Source organism: Stenotrophomonas sp. TEPEL, from assembly GCF_004348785.1.
GTDB classification, from domain to species: domain Bacteria; phylum Pseudomonadota; class Gammaproteobacteria; order Xanthomonadales; family Xanthomonadaceae; genus Stenotrophomonas; species Stenotrophomonas indicatrix.
Genome location: NZ_QQXJ01000001.1, coordinates 3,299,491 through 3,326,390, shown reverse-complemented (window position 1 = coordinate 3,326,390; position 26,900 = coordinate 3,299,491). Strand labels below are relative to the sequence as shown.

The following is a 26,900-nucleotide window of genomic DNA, read 5'->3' as shown; positions in this document are numbered from 1 at the left end:
CCCATGTTGCGCTGCGGGTGCAGTGGGGGAACGAAAGCTGTGCGCAGGCGGGCGTTTCGAACGTGGGCGCTATGCTCGCCGGGCATGGCCCGGCGCTACCTTCCGAGGCCTGGAGAGGGAGGGGAGGCGGGAGGCCTGGCCTCCCGCCTCGGTCCGATCGCAATGGAGACGCTGAACGGTGGAAGCACCTGATTGCATTACTTCCGGGGTTCGGGCCGGGGCAGGGCGGCGGGCTACAATCGAGGGTTCCACTACCAAGGGCTGCTCCATGCGCTCGAACCTGCTTGCATTCTCCGTCGTCGCCAGCCTTGGGCTGGTCCAGGTCGCCCATGCCGCTGAAGGCATGTGGGTGCCGCAGCAGCTGCCGGAAATCGCCGGCCCGCTGCAGAAGGCCGGCCTCAAGCTGTCCCCGGAACAGCTGGCCAACCTGACCGGTGACCCGATGGGGGCGGTGGTCGCGCTGGGCGGCTGCACCGCCAGCTTTGTCTCCCCGCAGGGCCTGGTGGTCACCAACCACCACTGTGCCTATGGTGCGATCCAGCTGAACTCGACCGCACAGAAGAACCTGATCAAGGACGGCTTCAACGCGCCCAAGCTCAGCGATGAACTGAGTGCTGGCCCGAATGCCCGCGTGTTCGTGCTCGACCAGATCACCGACGTCACTGCCCAGGCCAAGGCGGCCATCGCCGGCGCCGGCAAGGACCCGCTGGCCCGCAGCCGTGCGCTGGACGCTTTCGACAAGGCCCAGGTCGCCGCGTGTGAAGCCGATGCCGGCTTCCGCTGCCGCCTGTACTCGTTCTCCGGCGGCAACACCTACCGCCTGTTCCGCAACCTGGAAATCAAGGACGTGCGCCTGGTCTATGCGCCTCCGGGCAGCGTCGGCAAGTTCGGCGGTGACGTCGACAACTGGATGTGGCCGCGCCACACCGGTGATTTCTCGTTCTACCGTGCCTACGTCGGCAAGGATGGCAAGCCGGCCGCGTTCTCGGCCGACAATGTGCCGTACCAGCCCAAGCACTTCCTGAAGTTCGCCGATACGCCGCTGGGCGCCGACGACTTCGTGATGGTGGCCGGCTACCCGGGCCGCACCAACCGCTACGCGCTGGCCGGCGAGTTCAACGAGACCGCCAGCTTCACCTACCCGACCATCGCCCGCCACTACAACGCGGTGCTGAAGATGATCGCCGACGCCGGCAAGGCCGACGCCGACGTCAAGGTGAAGTACGCCGCCACCGCGGCCAGCATGAACAACGTGGCCAAGAACTACCTGGGCCAGCTGGAAGGCTTCAAGCGCATCGATGCCGCCGGCCAGAAGCAGGCCGAAGAAGCGGCGGTGCTGGCCTGGCTGAAGAAGCAGGGCGCTGCCGGCAAGCCGGCACTGGCTGCACACGCGCAGCTGCTGCAGCACCTGGATACCAGCAAGTCGACGCGCGAGCGCGACCTGTTCGTCGGCCAGTTCAACAACACCTCCGCGGTGGGCGCGGCCATCACCCTGTACCGCCTGTCGATCGAGCGCAGCAAGCCCGACGCCGAGCGCGAAGCGGGTTACCAGGACCGCGACCTGACCACCATCGAGGGCAGCCTGAAGCAGATGGATCGCCGCTACGTGGCGAAGATGGACCAGCAGCTGCAGGCCTACTGGCTGGAGCAGTACGTGGCCCTGCCGGCCGCGCAGCGCGACAACGAAGTGCTGAACACATGGTTGGCTGGCAGCGATGCCGCTGCGGTGAGGTCGCTGGTGGCCAAGCTGGGCGGCACCGAGCTGGGCAGCCTGGACACCCGCCTGAAGTGGTTCAAGGCCGACCGTGCCGCGTTTGAAGCCAGCAGTGATCCAGCCATCCAGTACGCCGTTGCTGTCATGCCGGCACTGCTGAAGCAGGAAGAGCAGAAGAAGATCCGCGAGGGCGAATCGCTGACCGCTCGTCCGCTCTACCTGCAGGCCGTGGCCGACTACAAGAAGAGCCAGGGCGAGTTCGTCTATCCCGATGCCAACCTGTCGCTGCGCATCACCTTCGGCAACGTGATGGGCTATGGCAAGGACGGCGTGAAGTACACCCCGTTCACCACCCTGGAAGGTGTGGCGGCGAAGGAAACCGGCGAGGATCCGTTCGATTCGCCGAAGGCACTGCTCGATGCGGTCAAGGCCAAGCGTTACGGCGGTCTGGAAGACAAGCGGATCGGTTCGGTACCGGTGAACTTCCTGTCCAACCTGGACATCACCGGCGGCAACTCCGGTTCGCCGGTGCTCGATGCCAACGGCAAGCTGGTCGGCCTGGCCTTCGACGGCAACTGGGAATCGGTCAGTTCCAACTGGGTGTTCGACCCGGTGATGACCCGCATGATCGCCGTCGACAGCCGCTACATGCAGTGGATCATGCAGGAAGTGGCGCCGGCGCCGCAGCTGCTGAAGGAACTGAACCTGGCGAAATAAACCGGTTGCGGTAGTGCCGGCCGCTGGCCGGCAACCTCGACCAGATAGCCGGAGTTCCTGAAACCCCGCGACGTCTGTCGCGGGGTTTTTTCATGCCCCGTCCGGCCGGGTCCGCCGAACAGGTATCATCCCTGTTCCGCGTACTTCACAGGATGTGAACAATACGCCGGAACTCCTCCCCCCAAGGACCCCTTGTTCGCATGCGCATCCTGCTTGCCCGTCACGGCGAAACGCCGTGGAACGCCGAAGGCCGCTACCAGGGCCAGATCGACATCCCGCTTTCGCCCATCGGTGAGGCCCAGGCCCAAGCGCTGGGCGCCCGCCTGGCTTCGGTGGACATCACCCGCGCGGTGGCCTCGCCGCTGTCACGTGCCCAGCGCACCGCGCAACTGGCCCTGGGTGCTGCACGCGCCGACATGCTGCTGACCGAGCCGGAGCTGCAGGAAATCGCCCACGGTGAGTGGGAAGGCCTGCTGGCCAGCGAAATCAACGAAAAAGACCCGTCGCGCCTGCAGGCGTGGCGCAATGAACCGGACACCGTGCTGATGCCGGGTGGCGAATCGCTGCGCCTGGTGCTGGAGCGCAGCTGGCGCGGCCTGGCCCGTGCCGCCGAAGGCCTTGGCGAACACGACACCCTGCTGGTGGTCGCCCACGATGCAGTCAACCGGGTGATCCTGTGCAAGGTGCTGGGCCTGCCGTTGTCGCGGCTGTGGACCTTCCGCCAGGCACCGACCACGCTCAACCTGCTTGAAGGCGCCGACCTGGACGGCCTGGAAGTGGTGCGCCTGAACGACTGCGCCCACCACACGCCGTTCTTCGGTGAAGCCAAGCACCGCGCACTCTGAATCTTCTGCCCTGAACCACCTGCACCTGTTGGAAGCCTTGCCGTGAAGAACACCCCGACCACTCTGGCCGAATGGCTGGACTACATTGAACGCCAGCATCCGGCCAGCATCGACATGGGACTGGAGCGGGTGCGCACCGTGGCCACCGCGATGGGCCTGGGCACGCCGGCAAGGCACACCATCGTGGTCGGTGGTACCAACGGCAAGGGTTCCACCGTCGCCTTCATCGAGGCCATCGCGCGTGCTGCGGGCTGGAAGGTCGGCGCGTACACCTCGCCGCACCTGCTGCGCTACAACGAGCGCGTGCGCATCGCTGGCCAGGATGTCGATGACGCCGCACTGGTGGCCGCGTTCAACACGGTCGAGGCAGCGCGCGGTGATGTGACGCTGACCTATTTCGAGTACGGAACGCTGGCCGCGCTGCAGCTGTTCGCCGATGCCGATCTTGATCTGGCCGTGCTGGAAGTGGGCCTCGGCGGCCGCCTGGATGCGGTCAACATCGTCGACGCCGACGTGGCGGTGATCACCACCGTGGACATCGATCACGCCGAATGGCTGGGCGAGGACCGCGAGGCCATCGGTGCCGAGAAGGCCGGCATCATCCGCGGCTGGAAGCCGGTGATCCTGGGCGAGACCGATCCGCCGTCGAGCGTGCTGGCGCGCGCCTACCTGGTGGGTGCCAATGCGATTCGCGGCGGCAGCGACTATTTCTACGAACCGATCGACGCGCAGCGTTGGCGCTGGCGCGATGTCGGCACCCGCCTGGAACTGCCGACGCCGACGCTGGCCGGGCCGATCCAGCTGGCCAACGCCGGTGCGGCGATCGCGGCGCTGCGCGCGCTGGACCGGCCGGTGCCGCGCGCGGCATGGGCCGCAGGCGTGGCAGCGGCGCGCATCGCCGGGCGCCTGCAGGCGTTCGAGCGCGATGGCGTGCAGGTTCGCGTCGATGTCGGCCACAACCCGCAGGCAGCCGGCCAGCTGGCGCGCGCGCTGAAGGCCGAGGCATCCCCCGGGCGCACCCTGGCGGTGTACGCCGCGCTGCAGGACAAGGACGCCGTGGGCGTGGTGCAGGCGCTGCAGGAGGTAGTGGGCGACTGGACCTTGGCCGGGCTGGATGGCGCGCGTGGGCAGAGTGCGGCGGAACTGCAGGCACGGCTGGCAGATACCGAGGCAGCCACTGCGGCGCTGGCCGACACGGTCGAACAGGCGCTGGCGCAGGTGCTGGCCCGCGCCGAGCGCGGCGACCGGGTGCTGGTATTTGGTTCCTTCCATACCGCCGCCGCTGCGCTGCAATGGCTGCAGGCCCACGCCTGACCGCCGTTCAGCCATTACCGACGCCGTGCGGTCGCGCACCCGTATAATCGACCGCAACGTCCAGCCTGCCGCCTGCCCTACGTGGATACGCCCCTGAAACAGCGTCTGATTGGTGCCATCGTCCTGGTGGCCTTGGCCGTCATTTTCCTGCCGATGCTCGTCAAGGGCCCGGCCCCGGACAGCGGTGTCGCTTCTGTGCCGATCGCCGCGCCCGATGCGCCGGCCGATGGCCAGTTTGAAACCCGTGAACTGCCGCTGGTCGCACCGGCCGGTGGCGCTACCGGGTTGCAGAGTGGCCAGGCCCGTCCCGTCGAGGAGGCCGCCGCCCCGGCGACACCGCCGACCGTGGACACTTCGCCAGCCGTCGCCGCCGGCAACTACGCGGTGACCTTCGGCGCCTACGGCAGCCAGGCCGACGCCGATGCGGTGATCGCCTACCTCAAGCGTTCGCAGCTTCCGGGCTTCATCGAGACCGCATCGATCAACGGTCGCCCGGCCTGGCGCGTTCGCGTTGGGCCGTATGCCGACCGTGCCCAGGCCGAAGCGGCCCGGCTGCAGGCGGTGAAGGTGCGTGCCGACGTGAAGGCAGAAGTCATCACGCTCGATGCGAAACCCTCGACCAGCGCACCGGTGGCAAGCACGCCGATGCCCGCGCCGAGCGCCAGTACTCCCGTCGCGGCGGCCACGCCGTCGGCGACCGGCAACCCGGTGCGCAGTGAAAGCTTGCCGCCGAGTACGCCGACCGCAGCAGCGCCGCCGGCTGCCAAGCCGGAGCCGGTCAAGCCTGTGGCCAAGCCGGAACCGAAGCCCGAGCCCAAGCCCGAAGCGACCGCCAGCAAACCGGCCACGCCGCCGAGCACGCCGGCCGCACCGGCCGCCAGCGGAGTGGGTTTTGCCGTACAGCTCGGCGCCTTCGGCCAGGCCAACGATGCCAACGCCCTGCGCGACAAGGTGCGCGCGGCAGGCTTCAGCGCCTTCGTCGAGCAGGTGCGTACCGAAAAGGGCAGCCTGCACCGCGTCCGTGTCGGGCCGGTCGCCAACCGCGCCGATGCTGAACAGTTGAAGGCGCAGGTCGCCGCCAAGGTCGGCGTGGCCGGCATGGTACGACCGCACCCATGACCTGTACGCAGCCCCGTTGCCAGCGCCGCCGAAGGAGCGGGGCGCCATGATCGACGTGGTGCTGCTGATCGTGATCGCCGCCTCCACCCTGCTTGGGTTGCTGCGCGGCTTCGTGGGCATCGTCATCGGCACCGTATCGTGGCTGGTGGCCGCCTGGGCGGCCTTCGCCTTCGGCAATGACGCCGCACGCTGGTGGGCCGCACCGGCTGCGCCCGGCGGCGAGCATTTCATCGGCGGCTACCTCAGCGTCGGCATCGGCGTGATGGTCGTGGTCGCCGTGATCGGCATGGTCATCAAGGCCATCGTCCACCGCAACATGCTGGGCAGCCTGGACCGCCTGCTGGGCGGGGTCCTCGGTGCCGTGCGTGGCGGGCTGATCGCGGCCGTGCTGCTGTTGCTGGCCGGCTTCACCCCGCTTACCGCCGAACCCTCCTGGCGCGGCTCGGCGCTGCGCCCGGTGCTGAACCCGGCCGTGGCCTGGATGAACAGCAAGCTGCCGCAGTGGCAGGTGCCGGGCACCGACCTGCTGCCCAAGGCCTTGCCGATGGACGCGCTGTCCCCATCTGCGTTGATGGAGCTGGGCAAGAGCGCCGGCGCCGGAGTGGGCAAGCCAGGGGCGACAGGCGATAATGGCGTACTCGGTCAGATTGTGGCGGGCAGCGGATGGCTGCGGCCTGCGAAGGCGGAACAGGGCGAGGCATACGATCCGGCCGAAGTGCGCCCGGACGCCCCAACACTACCGGGCAGCATCGAGCCGGACGACCCGGCCAATGTCGACCGCAGACGCGGCGACAACTCTGGCCAGGCACGGCCACCTTCCTTGTAACTGGGCACAGCCCAGCGGAGACCTCGCATCATGTGTGGCATCGTCGGAATCGTCGGCAACCAGAACGTCGCCGGGCAGTTGTATGACGGCTTGACCGTCCTCCAGCATCGCGGCCAGGACGCGGCGGGCATCGCCACCGTCAACGGCAGCCGCCTGCGGGTGCAGAAGGCCACCGGCCTGGTCCGCGATGTGTTCGATGCACGCACCATGTCCACGCTGGAAGGCAGCGTCGGCATCGCCCATGTGCGCTATCCGACCGCCGGTTCGGAAGGCATGGACGAGGCACAGCCGTTCTACGTCAATTCGCCGTACGGCATCGCGCTGGCCCACAACGGCAACCTGATCAACACCGAGGACCTGCGCCAGCAGGTGTTCGAGCAGGACCGCCGCAACGTCAATACCGATTCGGACAGCGAAGTGCTGTTGAACGTGTTTGCCTACGAACTGGAACAGCAGCGCCAGCTCAGCCCGGAAGCCGCCATCCGCGCGGTTGCCGGCGTGCACCGCCGCTGCAAGGGCGGCTATGCGGTGGTCAGCGTGGTGCTGGGCCTGGGCCTGGTCGCGTTCCGCGATCCGCATGGCATCCGCCCGCTGGTGCTGGGCAAGCGCAGCCATGCCGAGGGTGACGAATACATTGTTGCCTCGGAGTCGGNCGCGCTGGACGTGCTGGGCTTCCAGCGCGTGCGTGACGTGCAGCCGGGCGAAGCGCTGGTGATCACCGCGCGCGGCGAGCTGTTCTCGGAAATCTGCGCCGAGCCGGCCGAACACACCCCGTGCATCTTCGAGTACGTGTATTTCGCACGCCCCGATTCGATGATCGACAACGTGTCGGTGCACAAGGCGCGCATGCGCATGGGCATCAAGCTGGGCGAGAAGATCCTGCGCCTGCGCCCGGACCACGACATCGACACCATCATCCCGATCCCGGACACCTCGCGCGATGCCGCGCTGGAGATCTCCAACGTGCTCGGGGTGAAGTACCGCGAAGGCTTCATCAAGAACCGTTACATCGGCCGCACGTTCATCATGCCGGGCCAGGGCGAACGCGTGAAGTCGGTGCGCCGCAAGCTCAACCCGATCCACCTGGAATTCCGCAACCGCGTGGTGCTGCTGGTGGACGACTCGATCGTGCGCGGCACCACCAGCCAGCAGATCGTGCAGATGGCGCGCGACGCCGGCGCACGCAAGGTCTACCTGGCCAGCGCCGCGCCGCCGGTGCGTTACCCGAACATCTACGGCATCGACATGCCGGCCGCTGAAGAGCTGGTCGCGCACAACCGCAGCATCGAGGAAATCGAAGCGCACCTGGGCTGCGACTGGCTGATCTACCAGGACATCGAAGACATGGAAGCGGCGGTGAGCGAAGGCAATCCGGCGCTGCGCAACTTCGATTCCTCGTGCTTCAACGGCCATTACCCGACGGGCATCGAGCCGGGCTACTTCGAACGCATCCAGCAGCTGCGTTCGGACGACGCCAAGCACAAGCGCCGCGCCTGAGGTCCAGGCGGTGATCGACGTGCCTGACGTCGGCGGCAATCTGCTGCGCGCTGCGCAACAGTGCCTGGCCGAAGCCGATCCGCTGCGCAAGGTCGCGCTGACCCAGGCCTACGCTGCCGCGTTCCGCGCCGGCCGCTTGAACGTAGCGGCCGATGCACCGCCGGCCGATCCGATCCGCATGCCGGGCCGGCCGCCGCAGTTGCTGATGGTGCATCCGCGTGAAGTGCCCCGGCGCGGCCTGGGCGGGGTGGAAGGGCGTGCGGCGTTCATCCATGCCATCGCCCATATCGAGCTCAATGCGATCGACCTGGCCTGGGATGCGGTGTACCGCTTCCGCGGTCTGCCAGCTGCGTTCCATGCCGACTGGGTGAGCTGCGCCGACGACGAATCGCGCCACTTCATGCTGCTGCGCGAGCGCCTGCTGGCACATGGCCATGAGTACGCCGATTTCCCTGCGCACAACGGCCTGTGGGAAATGTGCGAGAAGACCGCGCACGACGGCCTGGCGCGGATGGCGCTGGTGCCGCGCGTGCTGGAAGCGCGCGGGCTGGACGTGACCCCGGGCATGATCGACAAGCTGCGCAACGTCGGCGATGGCGAAACCGCCGACGTGCTGGAGGTGATCCTGCGCGAGGAGGTTGCACACGTTGCCGCCGGATCGCGCTGGTTCCGCTGGTACTGCGAGCGCGCCGGCGTCGAGCCACGAGCGCGTTTCAAGGAACTGCTGGTCGAGTATGCCGGTGGCTACCTGCACGGGCCGTTCAACATCGAGGCACGCCTGCTGGCCGGGTTCGATGCGGATGAGCTCGCCAACCTGGTCGAACAGGCGGGTTGACCGGCGTCGGTTGATCCTCATCCACGCATGGCGTGGATCTACTGGGCTGGCGGGTGGAGGCCATCCACCGGAGCACCGGCTTTACAGTAGATCCACGCCATGCGTGGATGCCGTTCACCCGTTCGGCAACACCACGCGTCTGCCATCCACCGTGGGCCGGTTGATGTAGAACAGCCCCGGCCCAGGGCGATACGGCAGCTCGCTGACACCGGCGTCGGCGGTGTAGGTCAGGGCAGTGTCGCCCAGCGCATCGAAATTCCAGTGTGCGGACTGCATCAGGTAGCGGCGGCGCAGCAACGCTTCCTGCGTCGGGGTCAACGGCTGGCCGGCAATCAGGCGGCGCGCGATCGGCTGCAGCGCGCTGGGCAGTTCCCAACCCGCCACCTTGGCCGCGTCGGTAGTCCAGGTCACGCCGGCAGCGATGGCGTGCTGCTGCATCACCTGCAGCGCAACCAGCTGGTAGCGCCAATCGATGCGCCGGTGCAGCACCACCGCAGCGGTGACGTACAGCACCGGCGACATCAGCACGCTGCGGCTGCCCGCGCGTCGCTGCTGCTGCCACTGGTGCCAGACATCGACCCAAACTTCCTTCGGGTTCAACCCCAGCTGCTGCCGCCAGCGTTCGGCGTCGGCCTGTGCTTCAGCGTACGCGGTGGTCGCCTGCAGCAGTGCCAGGGGCGGTGTCTGGTAGTCCTCCACGCCAGGCCGGCGCAGTTGCTGCCGCCGCGGCCGGCTGAGCAGCTTGGGCCCTTCTTCCACCTGGTCGTAGCCACCACCGATGTTGGCGTGCACGCCGGGCAGTGCGATTTCGCGATGGGTGGGTGCCACCGTGGTCAGCGCATAGTGCTGGCGATGCTCGTCGCGCGCACTGAGCTGCAGCACGGCCTCGGCGATGCCTGCGGGCAGGGCGATGCGGGGGTGTTCATCGGCGCGGCCGCCGTTGACGGCAACTACCGTGTCGAACAGGCCGATGAAGCGCAGTACCGGCCGCGGCAGGGTGAAATCGGCGCTGCATGAAAGGCCCGCCTGCTGCAGCAGCTGCCGCCAGCGCGCGCTGTCCCATCCGCGCAGATGGTTGGCTACATCGCGCGCGGACGCCGCGCCGCGCGAGTAGCCGAACAGATCCAGCTGCACGCTGTGTAGGGATGCGCGCCACTGCGTCGCAAGCGCCGACAGTGCCGCCGGCAGCAGCACCTGCAACGCACGCTGCACCTTCGCCTGCACGCCACTGGCGCCGATACCGAAGGCCAGGCCGATCAGGTCGTCTTCGGCATCATCGCGGGTGCCGACGCCTTCCACATAGATCGCCAGCGAAGGTGTACTGCCGGGCGTGCGCCGGCTGTCCGGATACAACTGATGCAGGCGCGCGATGTTGGTGGCGCCGTTGTCGTAGCTGCTGGTCAACCGGCTCTGGTAAGTCGAATCATCATCGGCGCGGAGCAGGGCGGGGCGCGCTCGCGGCGCCTGCCGGTGGCCCTGCGCCAGGTTGTGGGCGTTGTTGCGGGTGCCATCGAAGAACAGGCCGATCCGCAGCAGGCCCGGATCAGCCGTCGTGTCACCGCTGTGCTGCGCTGGCGCCATGTGCATCCCCTGTCGTGGCCACGTCACGGTAGCGCGAAAGCCGTGTGTTGGCGAAGTGTACTGACGCTTTTGACCTGACTGAACGCAGATGCGGTCGATCACAGATCGCGATTTCCATTCCTCTCGTCTATTGAATTCACACGCCCTGCGCAGGCCTGATGGCCGGACCCGGTACCCGGGTCGTGCTGCATCAACGCTGTCCACTTCACCTCAAGGAGCGACAAGATGATGTCCAGATCGATAGGTAAAGCGACAGGTGGTCTGTTGTTGGGATTGTCGGTAGCGGCGGCCGCCCATGCGGCGCCGCTGTTCGAGCCGGTCACCGTGCTCAGCCGTGCATCGGCCACCAGCGAGCCGGCACTGGGGCGGTTGCTGGCCACCCCGTCCACCGCCGCCGTACAGGAAGTGCGTGTCGATGCTGCCGCCACCGCGCAGCCGCAGCTGGAATTCGAGCTGCTCGGGCAGAAGGTGCAGGCCGTTCGCAGCAAGGTCGAGGCGCTGCCCGATGGTGGCAGCATCTGGTACGGCCAGTTGCGCGCGCCGTCCGATCGCCTGCAGGCGGCCACGTCCAATGGCCAGGACGATCCGGGCAATTCGCTGATCCTGGTGCGCTCGGGCAATACCCTCACCGGCTCGATCCGCAAGGACGGCAAACTCTATCGTCTGCGTCCGCTGGGCAATCGCCACGTGCTGGTCGAGGTGGATGAATCGCGGATGCCGGCCGATCATCCGGCCGACTACAACCAGTTGCCGAAGATCGCCATGCCTGCCAATGATCGCCTCGGCACTGCGCAGGCCTCCTCAGGCAGCCCGGCGACCATCCGCGTGCTGGTGGTGGCAACCAATGCTGCAGTGACCGCCTACGGTGGCAACATGCAGTCGCTGGTGCAGTTGGCGGTTGCCGAATCCAACCAGGGTTACACCAACAGCAACGTAGGCCTCACCCTGCAGCTGGCCGGTTATGAAACCACCAACTACACCGAGTCCGGGAATTTCACCACCGACCTGTCGCGCTTCCGTGGCACCAGCGACGGCTACATGGACAGCATCCACACCAGCCGCAACACCACCGCCGCCGACGTCGGCGTACTGCTGATCAACAACACCAGCTATTGCGGGCTGGCCTCGGGTATCGGTTCCACCGCATCGACCGCGTTTGCCGCGGTGTACTGGGATTGCGCCACCGGCTACTACTCGTTCGCCCATGAAATCGGCCACCTGCAGAGCGCACGGCACGACATCGCCAGTGATCCGAGCACGTCGCCGTATGCCTATGGCCATGGCTATCGTTATGAGCCGGCCAGCGGATCGCGCTGGCGCACGATCATGGCCTATGACTGCTCGGCCGGCTGCCCGCGGCTGAACTACTGGTCCAATCCGAACATCAGCTACAACGGCGTGCCGATGGGCATCGCCAGCAGTGCCGACAACCAGCGCGTGCTGGTCAATACCAAGGCCACCATCGCGGCCTTCCGCTGAGTCCAAGTGCCGACCAGGGTCGGCGTCTACCGGGGCACGTGCACCTGCTCTGCTAGATGCCAACCTTGGTTGGCATCCTGCGATCCATCATGCGCGGCTGAGCGTATCCAGGCTCCAGCCGTTGGCATCCACGCGCAGCACCGAACCCTGTTCGTACCAGTCGCCCAGCACGATGCGGGTGCAGCTGCGTCCACCGGCCTGCAGGGTGTGGATCGCCGGGCGATGGGTGTGGCCATGGATCATCGTGTCCACGCCGTGGCGCACGTAAGTGGCTTCCACTTCGGCCGGGGCTACGTCGGTGACCGTTTCGAACTGCGCACGGTCGCCCTGCTTCATTTCCGACTGGCGCGCCTGGCTGGCATCACGCGCCTTCTGCGCGAAGGCGATACGCGCTTCCAGCGGCTGCGACAGGAACTGCGCCTGGAAGACCGGGTCGCGGGTCTGGGCACGGAACTGCTGGTAGGGGATGTCATCGGTGCACAGCAGGTCACCGTGCTGCAGCAGCACCGGGCGGCCGTACAGATCGATCATGCACGGGTCCGGCAGGATGCGCAGGCCGGCGCGGCGGGCATAGTCTTCGCCCAGCAGGAAATCACGGTTGCCACGGATGAAGAAGACCGGCACGCCGCTGTCGGACAGTACCTTCAGCGCATCGGCCACCGCGTCGGCTGCGGCCGAGGGGGTGTCATCGCCGATCCAGGCTTCGAACAGATCGCCGAGGATGTACAGCGCATCGGCGCCAGGCGCTTCCTCGCGCAGGAAGCGCAGGAACAGGTCGGTGATGGCCGGACGGCTGGGGTCCAGATGCAGATCGGAGATGAACAGCGTGGTCATGCGGACATTCTAGGGCATCACACCGGCAACGGCAGCCAGGCCAGGCTGGCCGAGGCCAGCAGTGCAGCGATGCCGGTGGCAGCCAGAACGTCGCTTGGGTAGTGCAGGCCCAGCACCACGCGCGACAGGCCCACGCCGAAGGTGAAGGGCACCAGCAGCGGCGCCAGCCAAGGGTAGTAGGCCAGTGCGACGATGGTGAACGACACTGCGTGCAGGGTATGGCCGGACGGGAAACTGAACTCATCCAGCGGCGCCACCCAGGCACGGATACGCAGGTCGGCCGCGTACGGCCGTGGCCGCCGGGTCCAGCGTTTCAGGCCCTTGTACAGCAGCAGCGCGGCCAAGCCGGTGGCGGCCATGTGCACTGACGCGCGCAGGCCGTCGAAGCCATCGATGAGCACCAGCGCGCCCATCAGCACGTACCAGAACACGCCATCGCCGAGCCGGCTGATGATCGAAAAGACGCGCCGCACGCGGCGACGTCGGCAGTAGTGGTTGGCGCGGCGGCACAACCGGGCTTCGCGACCGGCCAGCAGCTCAAGCGGCGTGGTGCGCATGCCCGCTCCTCCGCGCGCTGGCCAGTTCCGCCAGCAGGCTTTCGAACTCCGCCACCACCTGCTGTGGGTGCAGCCGCTTCATCGCCCGTGCCGCATTGCCACCCAACGCGCGGCGCTGGGCATCATCGGCAGCCAGTTGCACCGCTGCCTGCACGAACTGCTCGTCGTCCTCCACTGCGGCACCGTTCTCGCCGTTGCGCAGGTACTCGCGGGCCGCGCCGTAGTCGAAAGCAACCGTGGCCAGGCCGCTCGCCATGCTTTCCAGGGTCACGTTGCCGAAGGTCTCGCTACGGCTGGGGAACAGGAACAGATCGCCACTGGCGAAGTGTCGGGCCAGGTCATCGCCGCGCTGGATGCCGCAGAAGATGAAATCGGGATTCTCATGCGCCAGTCTCTCGCGCGCCGGGCCATCGCCGACCCAGACGAAACGCGCTTTCGGGCGCACCTGCTGCAGCTTGCGGAAGGCCTTCACCGCCAGGCCGAGGTTCTTTTCTGCGGCGATGCGGCCAACGTAGATCGCCGCCAGGCCCGTGCCGTCGATACCCCATTCCTCGCGCAGTGCCGGGTCGCGGCGCGCCGGGTCGAACTGCTGGCTGTCGACCGCACGGGCGAGCAGGCGCACGCGCTCGAAGCCCTGGTCGCTCAGGAATTCCTGCAGTTCGCGGGTGGGCACCAGGGTCGCGTCGGCCTGGTTGTGGAAACGGCGCATCCAGCGCATTGCCGCCGACTGCAGCCACGCCACGCCATAGTCGGGCAGGTACTCGTCGAAGCGGGTGTGGAATCCGGTGGCGACCGGAATGCCGAGGCGGCGCGCGGTGCGCAGTGCCGACCAGCCCAGCGGACCTTCGGTCGCCACGTAGGCCGCATCTGGGCGCTGCTGTCGCCAGTGTCGGCCCAGCCGGATTGGTGCCGGCAGGCCGAAGCGCAGGCCGGGGTAGCGCGGCAAGGCCGCGCCCGGTACCAGCAGGGTGCCCGGCGCCGCATCCGGTGCTTCGCTGACCTGTCGCGGACGGATCAGGTCGACCTCGTGGCCGGCGGCGCGCAATCCCTGCTCCAGGCCCTGCACGGTCAGTGCGACGCCGTTGATCTCCGGCGGGTAGGTTTCGGTGACGATGGCATAGCGCATGGCGGGCCTCCGGTTTTACGCATGCTCGGGCCTGGCGATGTAGCCGACATGACCGCTTTGCGACAACGCGATGACGACCGGGCAAGGCGGTGCCTGCGCAGTTCAGCGGCACAAAAAAACCACGGCCCCGAAGGGCCGTGGTGGTGGTGCGACAGCGCGTGGATCAGAAGCTCTGCTTGTACTGCATGTACACGAAGCGGCCGATGTCGAAGCTGCCCGAGTAGGAGTACACCGAGTTCGGCTTGGTGTACATCACCGGGCCGAGACGGTTGAACACGTTGTTGGCACCCACCGAGACGGTGGCGTTCCACGGCAGCTTGTAGCGCACCTGCACGTCGTTGAAGGTCACCGAACCACGTTCGTTGTAGTTGCGGGCGCCCTTGTACCAAGGCGCGTACACGCCCGGATCGGAGCACTCGTCCGGATGGTTCGGCAGGCTCAGGCACTGCTCCTTGACACCGGAGTAGTAGCGGGCGGTCCAGCTCACACCGAAGTTCTCGAAGTCCCAACCGATGGTGGCGTTGGAACGGACGCGGAAGCCGATGCCGGTATTGACCGCGATGCCGTTGGTGGTGGTCGGCACGGTGGCAACGTCATTGGACGAACGGTAGATGTTCGAGCTGACGTAGGTGGTCGACCACGAGGTGCTCAGCTTGCCGTAGTCGGTATCCAGACGGTAGCTGACGTCCATGTCGTAGCCTTCGGTCTCGGCGAAGCCCGCATTGCGGTTGCCGAACTTCAGGCCGGTGACGATGCCGGTGACCGGATCACGCGAGAAGCGCGCGCAACGCGACTCGATGTTCTGCTCGTAGCAGTCGATCAGGATCTGGTTCGAGCTGTCGGACACGATGGTGTTGTCGATGCGGATCTTCCACCAGTCCAGCGACACGTTGAAGTTGCTGATGAAGGTGGGGCTCCACACCACGCCCAGCGTGCGGCTGGTCGAGGTTTCCGGCAGCAGGTCCGGGTTGGAGCCGGAGGTGAACGCCACCGGGCTGGCCGCGCTCGAACCGCTGGTCGGCCTGTTGGTGCTGTCCAGCTGGCGGTACGTATCGATGTTGGCGATGTCCTGGGCGCAGCGTGCACGCACGGCGCTGTTGGATCGGGCCGAACCGTACACGCTGTCGCAGGGATCGCTGAAGGTCGGGAAGGTCTGCGAGCCGCCGCCGTACAGATCGTTGATGGTCGGCGAGCGGAAGCCCTCGGCCCAGGTGCCACGTACCAGCAGCTGGTCGATCGGCTTCCACTTGAAGCCGAACTTGCTGTTGAGGGTATCGCCGAAGGTGTTGTAGTCGGAGTAGCGGGTAGCTGCGTTGAAGCTCAGCTCACGTGCGCCCGGCAGGTCGGCCAGCACCGGCACGTTCAACTCCAGGTAGGCTTCCTTCACCTTGTACGAGCCGCCGGTCGGGCCAGCGGCCAGGTTGGTGGTCGCGCCGGTCTGGGCCAGTGCATCGGGGATGAACTTGCCGTTCTCTTCGCGGTTTTCCAGGCCGAATGCGAAGCCCAGGTCGCCTGCCGGCAGGGTGAGCAGGCTGCCACTCAGGTTGGCGAACCAGTTCTTGGTCGTGGTTTCACCCGTCGCGTTCTCGGCGGGGAACAGCCAGTCCTGCAGCGCCTGGTTGCCGTCCAGGCCGTACGGGCTCTGCACGCCGTAGGGAACCAGCGGGTTCCACACCATGCAGTTGGCCTTGGGTGCAGCAGCGCTGCCGCACTCGACCTTGCCGGTGGCGTTGTTGAAGTACGACGGGCCCACTGCATCGATGACGCGCTGCTTGTGCAGGTTGCCGGTCGTGTGCTGGGTAAGCTCGTTCTTGCTGTACTGGTAGCCCACTTCCCAGTCGAAGTAGCGCTCGCCCAGGTCGAAGGTGCCCTCGAAGGCGGCGACGGCGCGGTAGGTCTTCAGCTCGCTGGTGCTCTCGCGCGGCAGCTCCCAGGTACGGCGGTTCCAGGCCACCGACGTCGGCGTCGCATAGCCGTTCTTGTTGCCGAACGGGTTGAAGTAGCTGTCGATGGACATGTTGCCTGCGGCACCCGTCGCGCCCAGCGTGTTGGACGCCAGCGGGTAGCCAGCGGTGACGCGGGTCGAGGAGCGCTTGTTGTAGCCGAGTTCGGTCTTGAAGCGGACGTTGTCGGTGATGTTGGCCTCGCCGGAGAAGAACACCGAGTCGCGCTTGATCGGATAGCTCAGGTGCATCTGCTCGTTGGTGTTGCTGGTGTCGCCGGTGAACGCGGCCGGATCGGTCAGGTGGTAGTTGCCCGGCTTGGTCGGGTCGGCGCCACGGTTGAGCGAGTAGCCGCAACCGGCCGCGGCCGTACAGCCGGGACCACGCAGGCCGGTGAACTGGCCCCACTGGCTGGTCGTGGTCCAACCTTCGGTCGGATGACGGTCGGTGTTGCTGTAACGGCTGAAGCCGCGGTCACGTGCCCAGACGGCCTTTTCCTCGGAGTGCTCCAATGCCAGGGTGGCCGAGAAGCGGTCATTGGACCAGCCGGCAACCACGTCGACGCGGTCGCGGGCGCCGTCACCCTCGCTGAACTGGCCGTGGTAGACATTGGCGGTCACGCCGCTGACATTGCTGCGGGTGATGATGTTGACCACGCCGGCCATGGCGTCGGAACCATAGATGGCCGAGGCGCCGTCCTTCAGGATCTCCACGCGCTCGATCGCCGACACCGGCAGGACCGACAGGTCCTGGTAGCCGGAGGTGCTGATGCCCAGGCGCTTGCCGTTGATCAGTACCAGCGTGCGCTGGGTGCCCAGGCCGCGCATGTCCACATAGGTGCCACCGGCATTTTCGCCGGCGGTCAGCACGTTGGCGCGGCTGATGGTCGGGGTGCCCATCGCGGTGACGTTCTGCAGGATGTCCGAGACCGAGCTGAAGCCCTGGCGCTCGATGTCCATCCGGCTCAGCGCCAGCACCGGCTGGGCGGTTTCGACGTCCACCTGGCGGATACGCGAACCGGTGATCTCGATGCGGTCCAGGTTGGTCGGCGAGGCAGTGCTGCCGCTCTGTGCGAAAGCCGGCAGGGCGGCCAGGGTGGCAGTGGTTGCCAGGGCGTAGCGGATGGCCTGCCCCAGTGCGGTGGTGCGTGAAGTCATGACGAGCTCTCTCTCTCGGGTCGTGCAAAGGACGCCAAAGTGGGCGTCGAAGGAATCGACAGGTCCAGGACCGAGCCGATGACCCGATAGTAGTCTCGTTGGTTAATGCTGTGTAAAGAACGTATGTCGGTTTGTGTCGCTACCACGTTACGTAGTTCACAAAATATGAACAAAAGCAGGCATTTACGTGAAGGCGCCGCAGGCACGGCCACCGCCAGCTGCTGCGTTGCAGCAGGAATTGGCGGTCGATTGCGCGAACTGTAACGAAATGTAATCGGGCGCCGGCTGGCGATCAGACGGCGTCCCGGCGCCCTGCTCAGACCACGAACGGGCGGAACTGGATGCCCAGTCCGGCGATGCCCTCGGTCTCGCCGATCAGGTCGGCGCGCAGCAGCGGGCGCGCATCGATGAAGTCCTGCGGCACGATCAGTGACAGGCGGCTGTCGTCGGCAGTCAGTTCCAGCACCGGCAGCGGTGCATCCTCATGCGCGCGGTTGAGCAGGACCGCCAGGCGCAGCAGGGCAGCCAGGCGCCGTGCGGTCAGCAGCAGGCGTTCGGGAATGGCATCGAAGGCGGTCTTGCTGATGCCGCGGCGGTGATTGCGCACCAGCGTCGCCAGCATCTGCTGTTCCTGCCGCGAGAAGCCGGCGATATCCGAGTTTTCCAGCACGTAGCTGCCATGCACGTGGTAACCGCTGTGGGCGATCATCAGCCCCAGCTCATGCAGGCGTGCGGCCCAGCCAAGCATGCGTGCGTCATCGGCATCCAGCTTCCAGCGCTCCTGCACCTGCTCCAGCAAGGACAGTGCGGTGTCCTGCACGCGGCCGGCCTGCACCGTGTCGATGCCATAGCGATGGGTGAGGGCGGCCACCGATTCATCGCGCGGGTCGTTGTCGCCGGCACGGCCGAGGATGTCATAGAGGATGCCCTCTCGCATCGCGGCCTTGCTGACCAGCAGCTTCTGCAGGCCCAGCGCCTGGAAGGCGGCTTCCAGCACCAGGATGCCGCCGGCGATGATCGGCCGGCGATCGCTGGACAGGCCAGGCAGCACGATGTCGTCGATCTTCTTGGCCTTCAGCAGCTCATCGCGCAGCTGCGGCAACGCCTCGGCGGTGATCGCACCCTTGCTCAGCTTCATCGTCGCGCAGATCTCGCTGATGGCCTTGTGGGTACCCGACGACCCCAGTGCCTCCTGCCAGCCGAGCGCGCGGTACTTGCTGGCGAAGGGCTGGAACTCCCGGCCAATCTCGGCTAGTGCGTCCTTCCAGCGCTTCTTGCTGAGTTTGCCGCCCGGGAAAAAGCGCCTGGTGCTGGCGATGCAACCGGCCTGCAGGCTTTCGCGCTCCAGGGTCTGCATGCCCTTGCCGATGATGAACTCGGTAGAGCCGCCGCCGATGTCGATCACCAGGCGATGCTGGTCGGGCTTGGGCGGTTGCGCATGGGCCACGCCCAAGTAGATCAGGCGCGCTTCCTCGCGGCCACTGACCACTTCGATGGCGTGCCCGAGCGCGGTTTCGGCCGGCATCAGGAACGCCTGCGGCGAACGCAGCTGGCGCACGGTGTTGGTGGCCAGTGCACGCACGCGATGCGGCGGGACGTTGCGGATGCGCTGGCCGAACCGGGCCAGGCACTCCAGCGCGCGCTGTCGCGCTGCGGCGGAGAGTCCGCCCTTGCCGTCCAGGCCGTCGGCCATGCGCACGGTTTCGCGCAGGCGGTCGATCACCCGCAGCTGGCCAAGCGTGTAACGCGCGATGACCATGTGGAAACTATTGGAGCCAAGGTCGATGGCGGCCAGCAGGTCGCCATCCTGCAATGCGGGCGGAGTCGTGGTGGTATGCGGCATGGGCGAATGTTAGCCGAAGGGGCGGTGTGCTCGTCACCGCGTGGCCTTCACATTTTGTGGGGGAGTGCGGCAGGGCTGCGCCCTGCACCCGCTGAAGCGGTAGTGCCGGCCGCTGGCCGGCAACCTCAACGGCAACAGCAACAGCAACAGCAACAGCAACAGCTGACTTCCTGTGGGATGGCGGGGTGGGTCCGGTTGCGGGGGACGCCGTGAATACGTCCCTGTAGGCTTGGCCGCGGCATCCATGCCGCGAGGTCGACACCTACCAACAGCAGGCAAGGTCGACACCCACCAGAAGCAGGCCATGCCATTCCGACAGATCGCGAAAATCTGTCGAAGGCGGGGTGGGTCCGGTTGCGGGGGACGCCGTGAATACGTCCCTGTAGGCTTGGCCGCGGCATCCATGCCGCGGACACCCCCGCAACCGGACCCACCCCGCCTTCGACAGNTTTNCGCGATCTGTCGGAATGGCATGGCCTGCTTCTGGTGGGTGTCGACCTTGCCTGCTGTTGGTAGGTGTCGACCTTGGTCGACACGGTGGACCCACGCCAGGCGTGGATGGATCCAAACGTGCCAACCAAGGTTGGCACCTACCTGGCCACCTACCGGGTCAGAGGCCCTGCATCAACGCCATCTGCGCCGAATGGGGGGCTTCGTCATGGGCCGGTGCGCGCTTGTGGTAGATGCCTTCGGCATCCAGCTCCCAGGCGTTGAGGTTGTCGTCCAGGTAGTTCTGCAGCACTTCGCGGTACACCCGCTTGGCCAGCGCCGGGTCGAGGATGGGGAAGCAGGTTTCCACCCGGCGCAGCAGGTTGCGTTCCAGCCAGTCGGCGCTGGCGCAGTACAGCTCCGGTGCGCCGTCGTTGCCGAACCAGTAGACCCGGCTGTGTTCCAGGAAACGGCCGACGATCGAGCGCACGCGGATGTTGTCCGACACGCCCGGTACGCCCGGGCGCAGGGTGCAGGCGCCACGGATGATCAGGTCGATCTGCACACCCGCCTGCGAGGCGGCGTACAGCGCGCGGATCACCTGCGCTTCGTTGAGGGCGTTCATCTTGGCGATGATCCGCGCCGGTCGCCCGGCCGCGGCGATGCGCGTCTCGCGCTCGATCTTCGCCAGGATCCCGGTGTGCAGGGTGAAGGGCGACTGCAGCAGGCGCTTGAGCTTCATCTTCGACGCCAGCCCGGACAGCTGCTGGAACAGCAGGTGCACGTCGTTGCCGATGTCCGCATCGGCGGTGATCAGGCTCAGGTCGGTGTACGCGCGCGCGGTACCGCTGTGGTAGTTGCCGGTGCCCAGGTGCACGTAGCGGCGCAGCTTGCGGCCTTCGCGGCGCACGATCAGCAGCATCTTGGCGTGGGTCTTGTAGCCGACCACGCCGTACACCACCTGCACGCCGGCTTCCTGCAGCCGATCGGCCAGGCCCAGGTTGGCTTCTTCATCAAAGCGCGCGCGCAGCTCGACCACCACGGTCACGTCCTTGCCGGCGCGCGCCGCCTGGATCAGTGCATCGACGATCAATGAATCCTTGCCGGTGCGATACAGGGTCTGCTTGATCGCCAGCACGTTCGGATCAAGCGCGGCTTGGCGGATCAGGTCCAGCACCGCCGCGAACGCGTCGAAGGGGTGGTGCAGCAGCAGGTCCTGGCGGGCCACGGTCTCGAAGATGCCGTCGCTGTCGCGCAGGGTGCGCGGGGTCATCGGCGGATATTTCAGGTCCGGCTGCGCGATCAGGTCGTACAGCTGGATGATGCGGTTGAGGTTGACCGGTCCGTCGATGCGGTACACCGCGTTCTCGGTCAGGCCGAAGTTCTGCAGCAGGGTGCGTACGATGTCGCGCGGCATGTCGTGGGCGATCTCCAGCCGCACGGCAGGCCGGTAGCCGCGGTCCACCAGCTCATCGCGCAGGGCCAGCGCCAGGTTTTCCACTTCCTCTTCATCCACCACCAGCTCGGAGTTGCGGGTGACACGGAACTGATAGGCGCCCAGCACTTCCAGCCCCGGGAACAGCTCGTCCACGAAGGTGGACAGCACCGAGGACAGGAACACGAAATTCTGCGGACCGCCGAGTTTTTCCGGCAGCTGGATGATCCGCGGCAGCGAACGCGGTGCGCGCACGATGGCCAGGTGGCCGCTGCGGCCGAACGCATCGGTGCCCTTCAGCACCACCACGATGTTCAGCGACTTGTTGAGGATCTTCGGGAACGGATGCACCGGATCCAGGCCCAGCGGCGACAGCACCGGCATGATCTCGTTGCGGAAGTAGGCACGCAGCCAGCGCTTCTGGCGGTGGGTCCAGGAGTTGCGGCCCAGCACGCCGATGCCGGCCTCCATCAGCGCCGGGCGCAGCGTCTGGTTCCAGCAACGGTACTGCTGGTCCACCAGCTCGGCGGCGCGTTCGTGGATGGCATTGAGAATGGCCTGCGGACTCATGCCGTCCGGCGCCGGCGGCAGGCCGAACTCCTGTGCATGGCGGACCGCGGCGGCGCGGATCTCGAAGAATTCATCCAGGTTGGTGCAGGAGATGCACATGAAGCGCAGGCGCTCCAGCAGCGGCACCTGCGGATCCATCGCCTGCGCCAGCACGCGGAAGTTGAAATCCAGCTGCGACAGTTCGCGGTTGATGTACAGCGCCGGGTCGCGCAACGGATCGCTGTCCGTGCTCACGGGGAGGGGGAGGGATCCGAGGCTGCTCATGGCGTCATTCTTCGAAGGAGGTCAGGGGGGCGGACTCACGCGGTCGCACGTGGTCGGCATCGAAATGGCAGGCGAACACCGAGCCCTTGCCGACCTCGCTGTCGATTTCCAGGCGTGCATGGTGCAGACCGAGGATGTGCTTGACGATCGACAGGCCCAGGCCGGTGCCGCCGCTTTCGCGCGAGCGGCTGCTGGAGACACGGTAGAAGCGTTCGGTCAGGCGCGGCAGGTGGGTGGCCGGAATGCCGTAGCCGGTGTCGCGTACCGCCAGCACCACGCCGTCGCCCTCGCGGCGGAACTCCACCGCGATGCGGCCACCGGCCGGGGTATAGCGCACCGCGTTGGTGACCAGGTTGGAGAACGCGCTGTGCAGTTCCTTGGTCGAGCCCTGCAGGTCCACGCCGGCCAGGTCGTCGACGCTGATCTGGTGGCGGCCCTGACTGTGCGCTTCGGCTTCGCGGCGCAGGGTGGCCAGCATGGGCTGCATGGCCACCGTCTCGGCCTCGCTGTGCTCCTGCGATTCCAGCCGCGACAGGGTCAGCAGGTCCTCCACCAGCTGGGCCATGCGCTGGCTCTGCTTGCGCATTTCTTCCAGCATCGGTCCGGTCCCCGGGAAATCCTCCGGGTCCATCATGTCCAGGTAGCCGTGGACCACGGTGAGCGGTGTGCGCAGCTCATGTGAAACGTTGGCCACGAAGTCGCGGCGTACCTGTTCCAGGCGCAGCAGCTTGCTGACGTCACGGGCGATCAACAGCCAGTAGTCGGACGAATAGGGAATCAGGCGGAGGTTCAGGCGGATCGCAGGATCGACCGGCGAGGGCACGTCCAGGATCGGTTCGGCGTTGCGGCCACCGGCCAGCCAGTGCGCCAGCGGCATCGGCTGCAGGCGTTCGACCAGGGCCTCACCCAGATCGCCCGGATGGTGCAGGCCTAGCAGCGCCGTGGCCGCTTCGTTGAACCACTGCACGCGCTGGCTGTTGCGGTCCAGCACCACCACTGCATCGGGCAGCGCGGCGGCGGCGGCGCGATAGCTGCGCAGCATGTCCAGCAGGCGCCGCTTGCGCACGCGCATTTCAACCTGGTTGCGGTACAGCAGGCGGTCCAGCTCGTTCCAGACGCCGGTGCCTTCGGCGGCGGTGTCCCAGCGCTGGCGCGCGGTCAGCCGGCGCAGCACGCGGCGCAGCCGCCAGTAGTGCCAGACCAGCGTCGCCAGTGCCGCCAGCGCGATGCACAGCCACAGGTGGCCAGTGAACCAACCGACCAGACCGGCCGACAGCAACACGGTGGCCACGGTGGCCAGTGTCTTCAACCAGGCAGAGCGGATGTGGCGGGGCATTGCGGTCTCGTCGTGGGTTGCGGCGGTTCACGCAGGTGAACCGGAAGTTATAGCAGAGTTGCCGGCGCCGGCACCGCGGGGTGCACGGTGCCGGCAAGACGAGTCTCAGGTTGCGGTGGAGAAGCGGTAACCGGCGCCGCGCACGGTCTGCACCATGTTCTCGGCGTTGAACGGTTCCAGCGTCTTGCGCAGGCGGCGGATATGCACGTCGATGGTGCGTTCTTCCACATACACGCTGCCGCCCCACACGTGGTCCAGCAGCTGCGCGCGGGTATACACGCGCTCTGGGTGGGTCATGAAGAAGTGCAGCAGGCGGTACTCGGTCGGGCCGATCGGCACCGGCTGGTCGTTGGCGAACACGCGATGGGCGGCACCGTCGATGCGGATCGCACCCACCGCCACGCTGCCGTCCTCGTCATCGTCGCGGGCGCGGCGCATGACCGCGCGGATACGCGCCAACAGTTCGCGCGCCGAGAACGGCTTGACCACGTAGTCGTCGACACCGGCTTCGAGGCCGCCGACGCGGTCGTTCTCTTCGCCGCGCGCGGTCAGCATGATGATCGGCACTTCGCGGGTGAGGGTTTCCTTGCGCCAGCGCCGGGCCAGGTCCAGGCCGCTGGTGCCGGGCAGCATCCAGTCGAGCAGGATCAGGTCGGGGACGCGGTCGGCGATGGCGGTCTGGGCCTCGCGGGCGTCACCGGCGTGGACAGGTTCGTAATCGCCCTTGCGAAGGGCGAAGGCGACCATTTCGCGGATCGCGGGCTCGTCATCGACGATCAGGATGCGTTTCTGCACGAGGGCACCGTAGGGCTCAGTTACTGGAGTGGTGCCAGTAGACTACGGTTTGATGACATGTTTGTGACTGCCTGGCCGGCATCTGGCATTGCTGCCATCTGCCGGTCATGCCGCACTCAGCGGCGGTCCAGATCCGGGTCCTGCACGCCCTGCCGGCGCAGCTCGAGCACGGTGGGCGTGATCGACTCGATCCTCGCATCCACCCGGGCCCGGCCGACGTAGTCCAAGGCAGGGTTGCGCTTGAGTGCCTGCAGCTGCATCAGGGCCTGTTCCGGGCGTCCGCCCAGGAACGCCGCCTCGGCATAGGCCTCGCTGGCGCGGACGCTGTCGCCGGCCAGTTCACTGGCGCGGGCGTAGCGCTGCTGGAAGACCGGATCGTTACCGCTTTGCGACAGCAGCGGACGCAGCATCGCCTGCGCGCGCTGGCCCGCGGCCTGGCCTCCCTGCTCGTTCAGGATCTCGGCGTAGGTCAGGGCCACCGGCCGGCTGTTGGGGTGTTCGTGCAGCAGCTGCTCGAAGCGCGCATTGGCCTGGGCGGATTGGCCGGTGCGCGATTCCGCTTCGGCCAGGGCCAGGGCGACCCACAGGCTGTCCGGGTGGGTCTTCAGCAGGTCGGTGAGGGTCTGCCGGGCCTGGCTGGCGCCGCTGCGGCCACCGCGCATCGTGGCCAGCGCCTGGCCATAGCGCTGGGCATCATCCAGGCCGTCCTTCTGCCTGCGCGCAAGATCGGTGTACTCGCGTTGCAGGTCGGCCGGACTGTCGGCGCTGAGCACGCGCAGGCGCTCACGGGCCCAGTTGAAATCGCCACTGGCGCCGCGGCTGAGCTGGCCGATCGGAACCCGCAGCACGCTGCCGGGCAGCAGCGGGTTGATGCCGCGCAGCAGCGGATCGCCCAGGGTCGGGTCGGCCGGATCCACCCGTTCCTTGCGCTCGCCGCTGGGCGTGCGCGTGGTCAGCAGCACCGTGTCCTTCTTCATCTGTTCGGCGCGGGCCTTGGCCTCGCTGATGCGGGTGGTGTTGACCGGGTGGGTGCGCAGGAAGTCGGGAACGCTGTAGCCGCCATCGTTGCCGCGCATCGCCGAGGACATGCGCTCGAAGAAGCCGGCCATCGCATCCACGTCGTAGCCGCTGCGCGACAGCGTGCGGATGCCCAGCCGGTCGGCCTCCGATTCGTTGGAGCGGGTGTAGTCGATCTGCCGTTGCTGCATCAGGCCCATGCCCGAGCTGATCGCGGCCATGGTCGCGTTGCCCGAGGACGAACTGTTGCTGGCCTGGGCGGCAACCACCGCCGCCAGCATGCCCAGCAGGATCGGGATCTGGTCGCGCTGGGCGCGCTCGACCCCGCGCAGCACGTGCTGCTGGGTGACGTGGGCGATTTCGTGGGACAGCACCGCCGCCACCTCGTCCTCGCGCTCGGCCGTCAATACCAGGCCGGCATTGACGCCGATGTAGCCGCCGAGGGTGGCGAAGGCATTGATCTGGCGATCCTTCATCACGAAGAACGTGTAGGACTGGCGTGGCTGGTCGCTGTTGGAGCCCAGGCGCGTGCCCATGGTCTGCAGCCAGTCGTTGACCAGGGGATCGTCCAGCAGGTAGCCGTAGTTGCGCAGCTCGCGCAGCATCATCGCGCCGTACTCGGCCTGCCGGGCCGGGGTCAGCAGTTCGCCCGCCGAGGAGCCGATGTCCGGCAGCTTCTCCTGGGCCTGCGCCAGCGGGGCGGCCAGGGCCAGGGTCAGGGCAGCGGTGAGCAGCAGGGGTCGCAAGCGGTCGGTCCTCGGGCAGGGTCGGCCCAGCGTGGCAGGGCAGGGGGCAACCATTCGTTAATCAATCCACAGTGTTGCGGGCGTGGCGTGGAAATTCCAGCGCACCGGTACCATATATGGACCGTCGATCCATCGTGGAGTTTCCCGTGACAGCCCAGTCCGCCGGCGCTACCCCCGCCATCACCATCTATTCCACCGCCGTCTGCCCCTACTGCGTGGCCGCCAAGAACTTCCTCAAGAGCAAGGGCCAGCAATGGACCGAGGTCCGCATCGACCTGGACCCGGTCGAGCGCGAGAAGATGATGGCCAGGACCCGCCGTACCAGCGTTCCGCAGATCTTCGTGGGCGACGTCCATGTGGGCGGCTACGACGACATGATGACCCTGCATCGTGAAGGCAAGCTCGAGCCGCTGCTGGCCGGGCAGGGCCAGGCATGAGCGCGGCCGACGACGGCAGCAAGGACCGGATCGCCGAGTTCACCGACTTCCGCAAGCGCATGAACGAGCGCATCCTGGGCGAGCCGAACCAGGTGGTGCGCCGCTTCTTCGCGCTGGATACGCAGACCTACCAGGCCGGCGCGCTGGACGTGAAGACCAAGGAGCTGCTGGGCCTGGTGGCCTCGATGGTGCTGCGCTGCGACGACTGCATCAGCTACCACGTGGCCCAGTGCAAGGACGCCGGCGTCACCCGTGAAGAGTTCTTCGAGACCTTCTCGGTGGGCCTGGTGGTCGGCGGCTCGATCGTGATCCCGCACCTGCGCCGCGCGGTGGACTTCCTCGACCAGTTGGAAGGTGGCGCCGCCGCCCCGGCAGCGCACGAGCATTGAGGTAGCGCCGGGCCATGCCCGGCGGGCTCTCTGGTAGTGCCGGCCGCTGGCCGGCATCCGGTGGACCCAAATCGGCAGAGGTTGCCGGCCAGCGG

At 67.1% G+C, this 26,900-nt stretch carries 20 protein-coding genes; 10 read left to right on the top strand and 10 right to left on the bottom strand.

Features of this window, described 5'->3' with window-relative positions; all coding sequences use genetic code 11:
• Nucleotides 1–268: 268 nt before the first annotated feature.
• The 7 genes from TEP_RS15250 to TEP_RS15220 all read left to right on the top strand — a co-directional run bounded on the left by TEP_RS15250 (nucleotide 269) and on the right by TEP_RS15220 (nucleotide 8,867).
• Nucleotides 269–2,431: a S46 family peptidase gene (locus tag TEP_RS15250; RefSeq protein ID WP_132825838.1), complete on the top strand. Its 2,163-nt coding sequence runs from the start codon at nucleotides 269–271 to the stop codon at nucleotides 2,429–2,431.
• 200 nt (nucleotides 2,432–2,631) lie between these two features.
• Nucleotides 2,632–3,276 (top strand): histidine phosphatase family protein, encoded by a 645-nt coding sequence (locus TEP_RS15245; protein WP_132825837.1) that lies wholly within the window; start codon nucleotides 2,632–2,634, stop codon nucleotides 3,274–3,276.
• 42 nt (nucleotides 3,277–3,318) lie between these two features.
• Nucleotides 3,319–4,590 (top strand): bifunctional tetrahydrofolate synthase/dihydrofolate synthase, encoded by a 1,272-nt coding sequence (gene folC / locus TEP_RS15240; RefSeq protein WP_132825836.1) that lies wholly within the window; start codon nucleotides 3,319–3,321, stop codon nucleotides 4,588–4,590.
• 81 nt (nucleotides 4,591–4,671) lie between these two features.
• Nucleotides 4,672–5,709: an SPOR domain-containing protein gene (locus TEP_RS15235; protein WP_132825835.1), complete on the top strand. Its 1,038-nt coding sequence runs from the start codon at nucleotides 4,672–4,674 to the stop codon at nucleotides 5,707–5,709.
• Between the two features lie 46 nt (nucleotides 5,710–5,755).
• The gene (locus TEP_RS15230) at nucleotides 5,756–6,535 is read left to right on the top strand and encodes a CvpA family protein (RefSeq protein WP_132825834.1); all 780 of its coding nucleotides are present in this window, start codon (nucleotides 5,756–5,758) and stop codon (nucleotides 6,533–6,535) included.
• Between the two features lie 30 nt (nucleotides 6,536–6,565).
• On the top strand, nucleotides 6,566–8,032 hold the full coding sequence (gene purF, locus TEP_RS15225) for an amidophosphoribosyltransferase (protein WP_132825833.1): 1,467 nt from the start codon (nucleotides 6,566–6,568) through the stop codon (nucleotides 8,030–8,032).
• Between the two features lie 10 nt (nucleotides 8,033–8,042).
• Nucleotides 8,043–8,867, top strand: coding sequence for a ferritin-like domain-containing protein (locus tag TEP_RS15220; RefSeq protein ID WP_132825832.1), 825 nt, complete (start codon nucleotides 8,043–8,045; stop codon nucleotides 8,865–8,867).
• A gap of 114 nt (nucleotides 8,868–8,981) precedes the next feature.
• Here the strand turns inward: TEP_RS15220 and TEP_RS15215 are convergent, their stop codons facing one another.
• Entirely contained in the window at nucleotides 8,982–10,448 is a 1,467-nt protein-coding gene (locus TEP_RS15215) for a DUF2235 domain-containing protein (RefSeq protein WP_132825831.1), read from the bottom strand.
• Nucleotides 10,449–10,673: 225 nt separating this feature from the next.
• On the opposite strand from TEP_RS15215, the gene TEP_RS15210 reads away from it, so the two are divergent.
• Entirely contained in the window at nucleotides 10,674–11,927 is a 1,254-nt protein-coding gene (locus tag TEP_RS15210) for a zinc-dependent metalloprotease (protein WP_132825830.1), read from the top strand.
• A gap of 87 nt (nucleotides 11,928–12,014) precedes the next feature.
• On the opposite strand, the gene lpxH is transcribed toward TEP_RS15210, so the two are convergent.
• From lpxH to TEP_RS15160, 9 genes are all read right to left on the bottom strand, one after another.
• Nucleotides 12,015–12,761 carry a UDP-2,3-diacylglucosamine diphosphatase gene (gene lpxH / locus TEP_RS15205; RefSeq protein WP_132825829.1) on the bottom strand — a complete coding sequence of 249 codons (747 nt, stop codon included), beginning with the start codon at nucleotides 12,759–12,761 and terminating at the stop codon, nucleotides 12,015–12,017.
• Nucleotides 12,762–12,778: 17 nt separating this feature from the next.
• Nucleotides 12,779–13,318, bottom strand: a complete 540-nt coding sequence (locus tag TEP_RS15200; protein WP_025878111.1) for a phosphatase PAP2 family protein — start codon at nucleotides 13,316–13,318, stop codon at nucleotides 12,779–12,781.
• On the bottom strand, nucleotides 13,299–14,444 hold the full coding sequence (locus TEP_RS15195; RefSeq protein WP_132825828.1) for a glycosyltransferase family 1 protein: 1,146 nt from the start codon (nucleotides 14,442–14,444) through the stop codon (nucleotides 13,299–13,301). The genes TEP_RS15200 and TEP_RS15195 overlap by 20 nt, the downstream gene beginning before the upstream one ends.
• Nucleotides 14,445–14,607: 163 nt before the next feature.
• Entirely contained in the window at nucleotides 14,608–17,544 is a 2,937-nt protein-coding gene (locus TEP_RS15190) for a TonB-dependent receptor (RefSeq protein ID WP_132825827.1), read from the bottom strand.
• A 316-nt stretch (nucleotides 17,545–17,860) separates the two neighbouring features.
• On the bottom strand, nucleotides 17,861–19,387 hold the full coding sequence (gene ppx / locus TEP_RS15185; protein ID WP_025878116.1) for an exopolyphosphatase: 1,527 nt from the start codon (nucleotides 19,385–19,387) through the stop codon (nucleotides 17,861–17,863).
• Between the two features lie 610 nt (nucleotides 19,388–19,997).
• A complete protein-coding gene (ppk1, locus tag TEP_RS15175) occupies nucleotides 19,998–22,085 on the bottom strand; it encodes a polyphosphate kinase 1 (protein ID WP_132825825.1) in 2,088 nt (695 codons plus the stop codon).
• Between the two features lie 4 nt (nucleotides 22,086–22,089).
• On the bottom strand, nucleotides 22,090–23,421 hold the full coding sequence (gene phoR / locus TEP_RS15170) for a phosphate regulon sensor histidine kinase PhoR (RefSeq protein ID WP_132825824.1): 1,332 nt from the start codon (nucleotides 23,419–23,421) through the stop codon (nucleotides 22,090–22,092).
• A 105-nt stretch (nucleotides 23,422–23,526) separates the two neighbouring features.
• Nucleotides 23,527–24,216, bottom strand: a complete 690-nt coding sequence (gene phoB, locus TEP_RS15165; RefSeq protein ID WP_025878121.1) for a phosphate regulon transcriptional regulator PhoB — start codon at nucleotides 24,214–24,216, stop codon at nucleotides 23,527–23,529.
• A 116-nt stretch (nucleotides 24,217–24,332) separates the two neighbouring features.
• Nucleotides 24,333–26,033, bottom strand: coding sequence for a M48 family metalloprotease (locus TEP_RS15160; protein WP_206140224.1), 1,701 nt, complete (start codon nucleotides 26,031–26,033; stop codon nucleotides 24,333–24,335).
• A 92-nt stretch (nucleotides 26,034–26,125) separates the two neighbouring features.
• On the opposite strand from TEP_RS15160, the gene grxC reads away from it, so the two are divergent.
• Together grxC and TEP_RS15150 are read left to right on the top strand one after the other, a co-directional pair.
• Nucleotides 26,126–26,416 carry a glutaredoxin 3 gene (gene grxC, locus TEP_RS15155; protein ID WP_132825822.1) on the top strand — a complete coding sequence of 97 codons (291 nt, stop codon included), beginning with the start codon at nucleotides 26,126–26,128 and terminating at the stop codon, nucleotides 26,414–26,416.
• Nucleotides 26,413–26,805, top strand: coding sequence for a carboxymuconolactone decarboxylase family protein (locus TEP_RS15150; protein ID WP_005408260.1), 393 nt, complete (start codon nucleotides 26,413–26,415; stop codon nucleotides 26,803–26,805). The genes grxC and TEP_RS15150 overlap by 4 nt, the downstream gene beginning before the upstream one ends.
• Nucleotides 26,806–26,900: the final 95 nt, after the last annotated feature.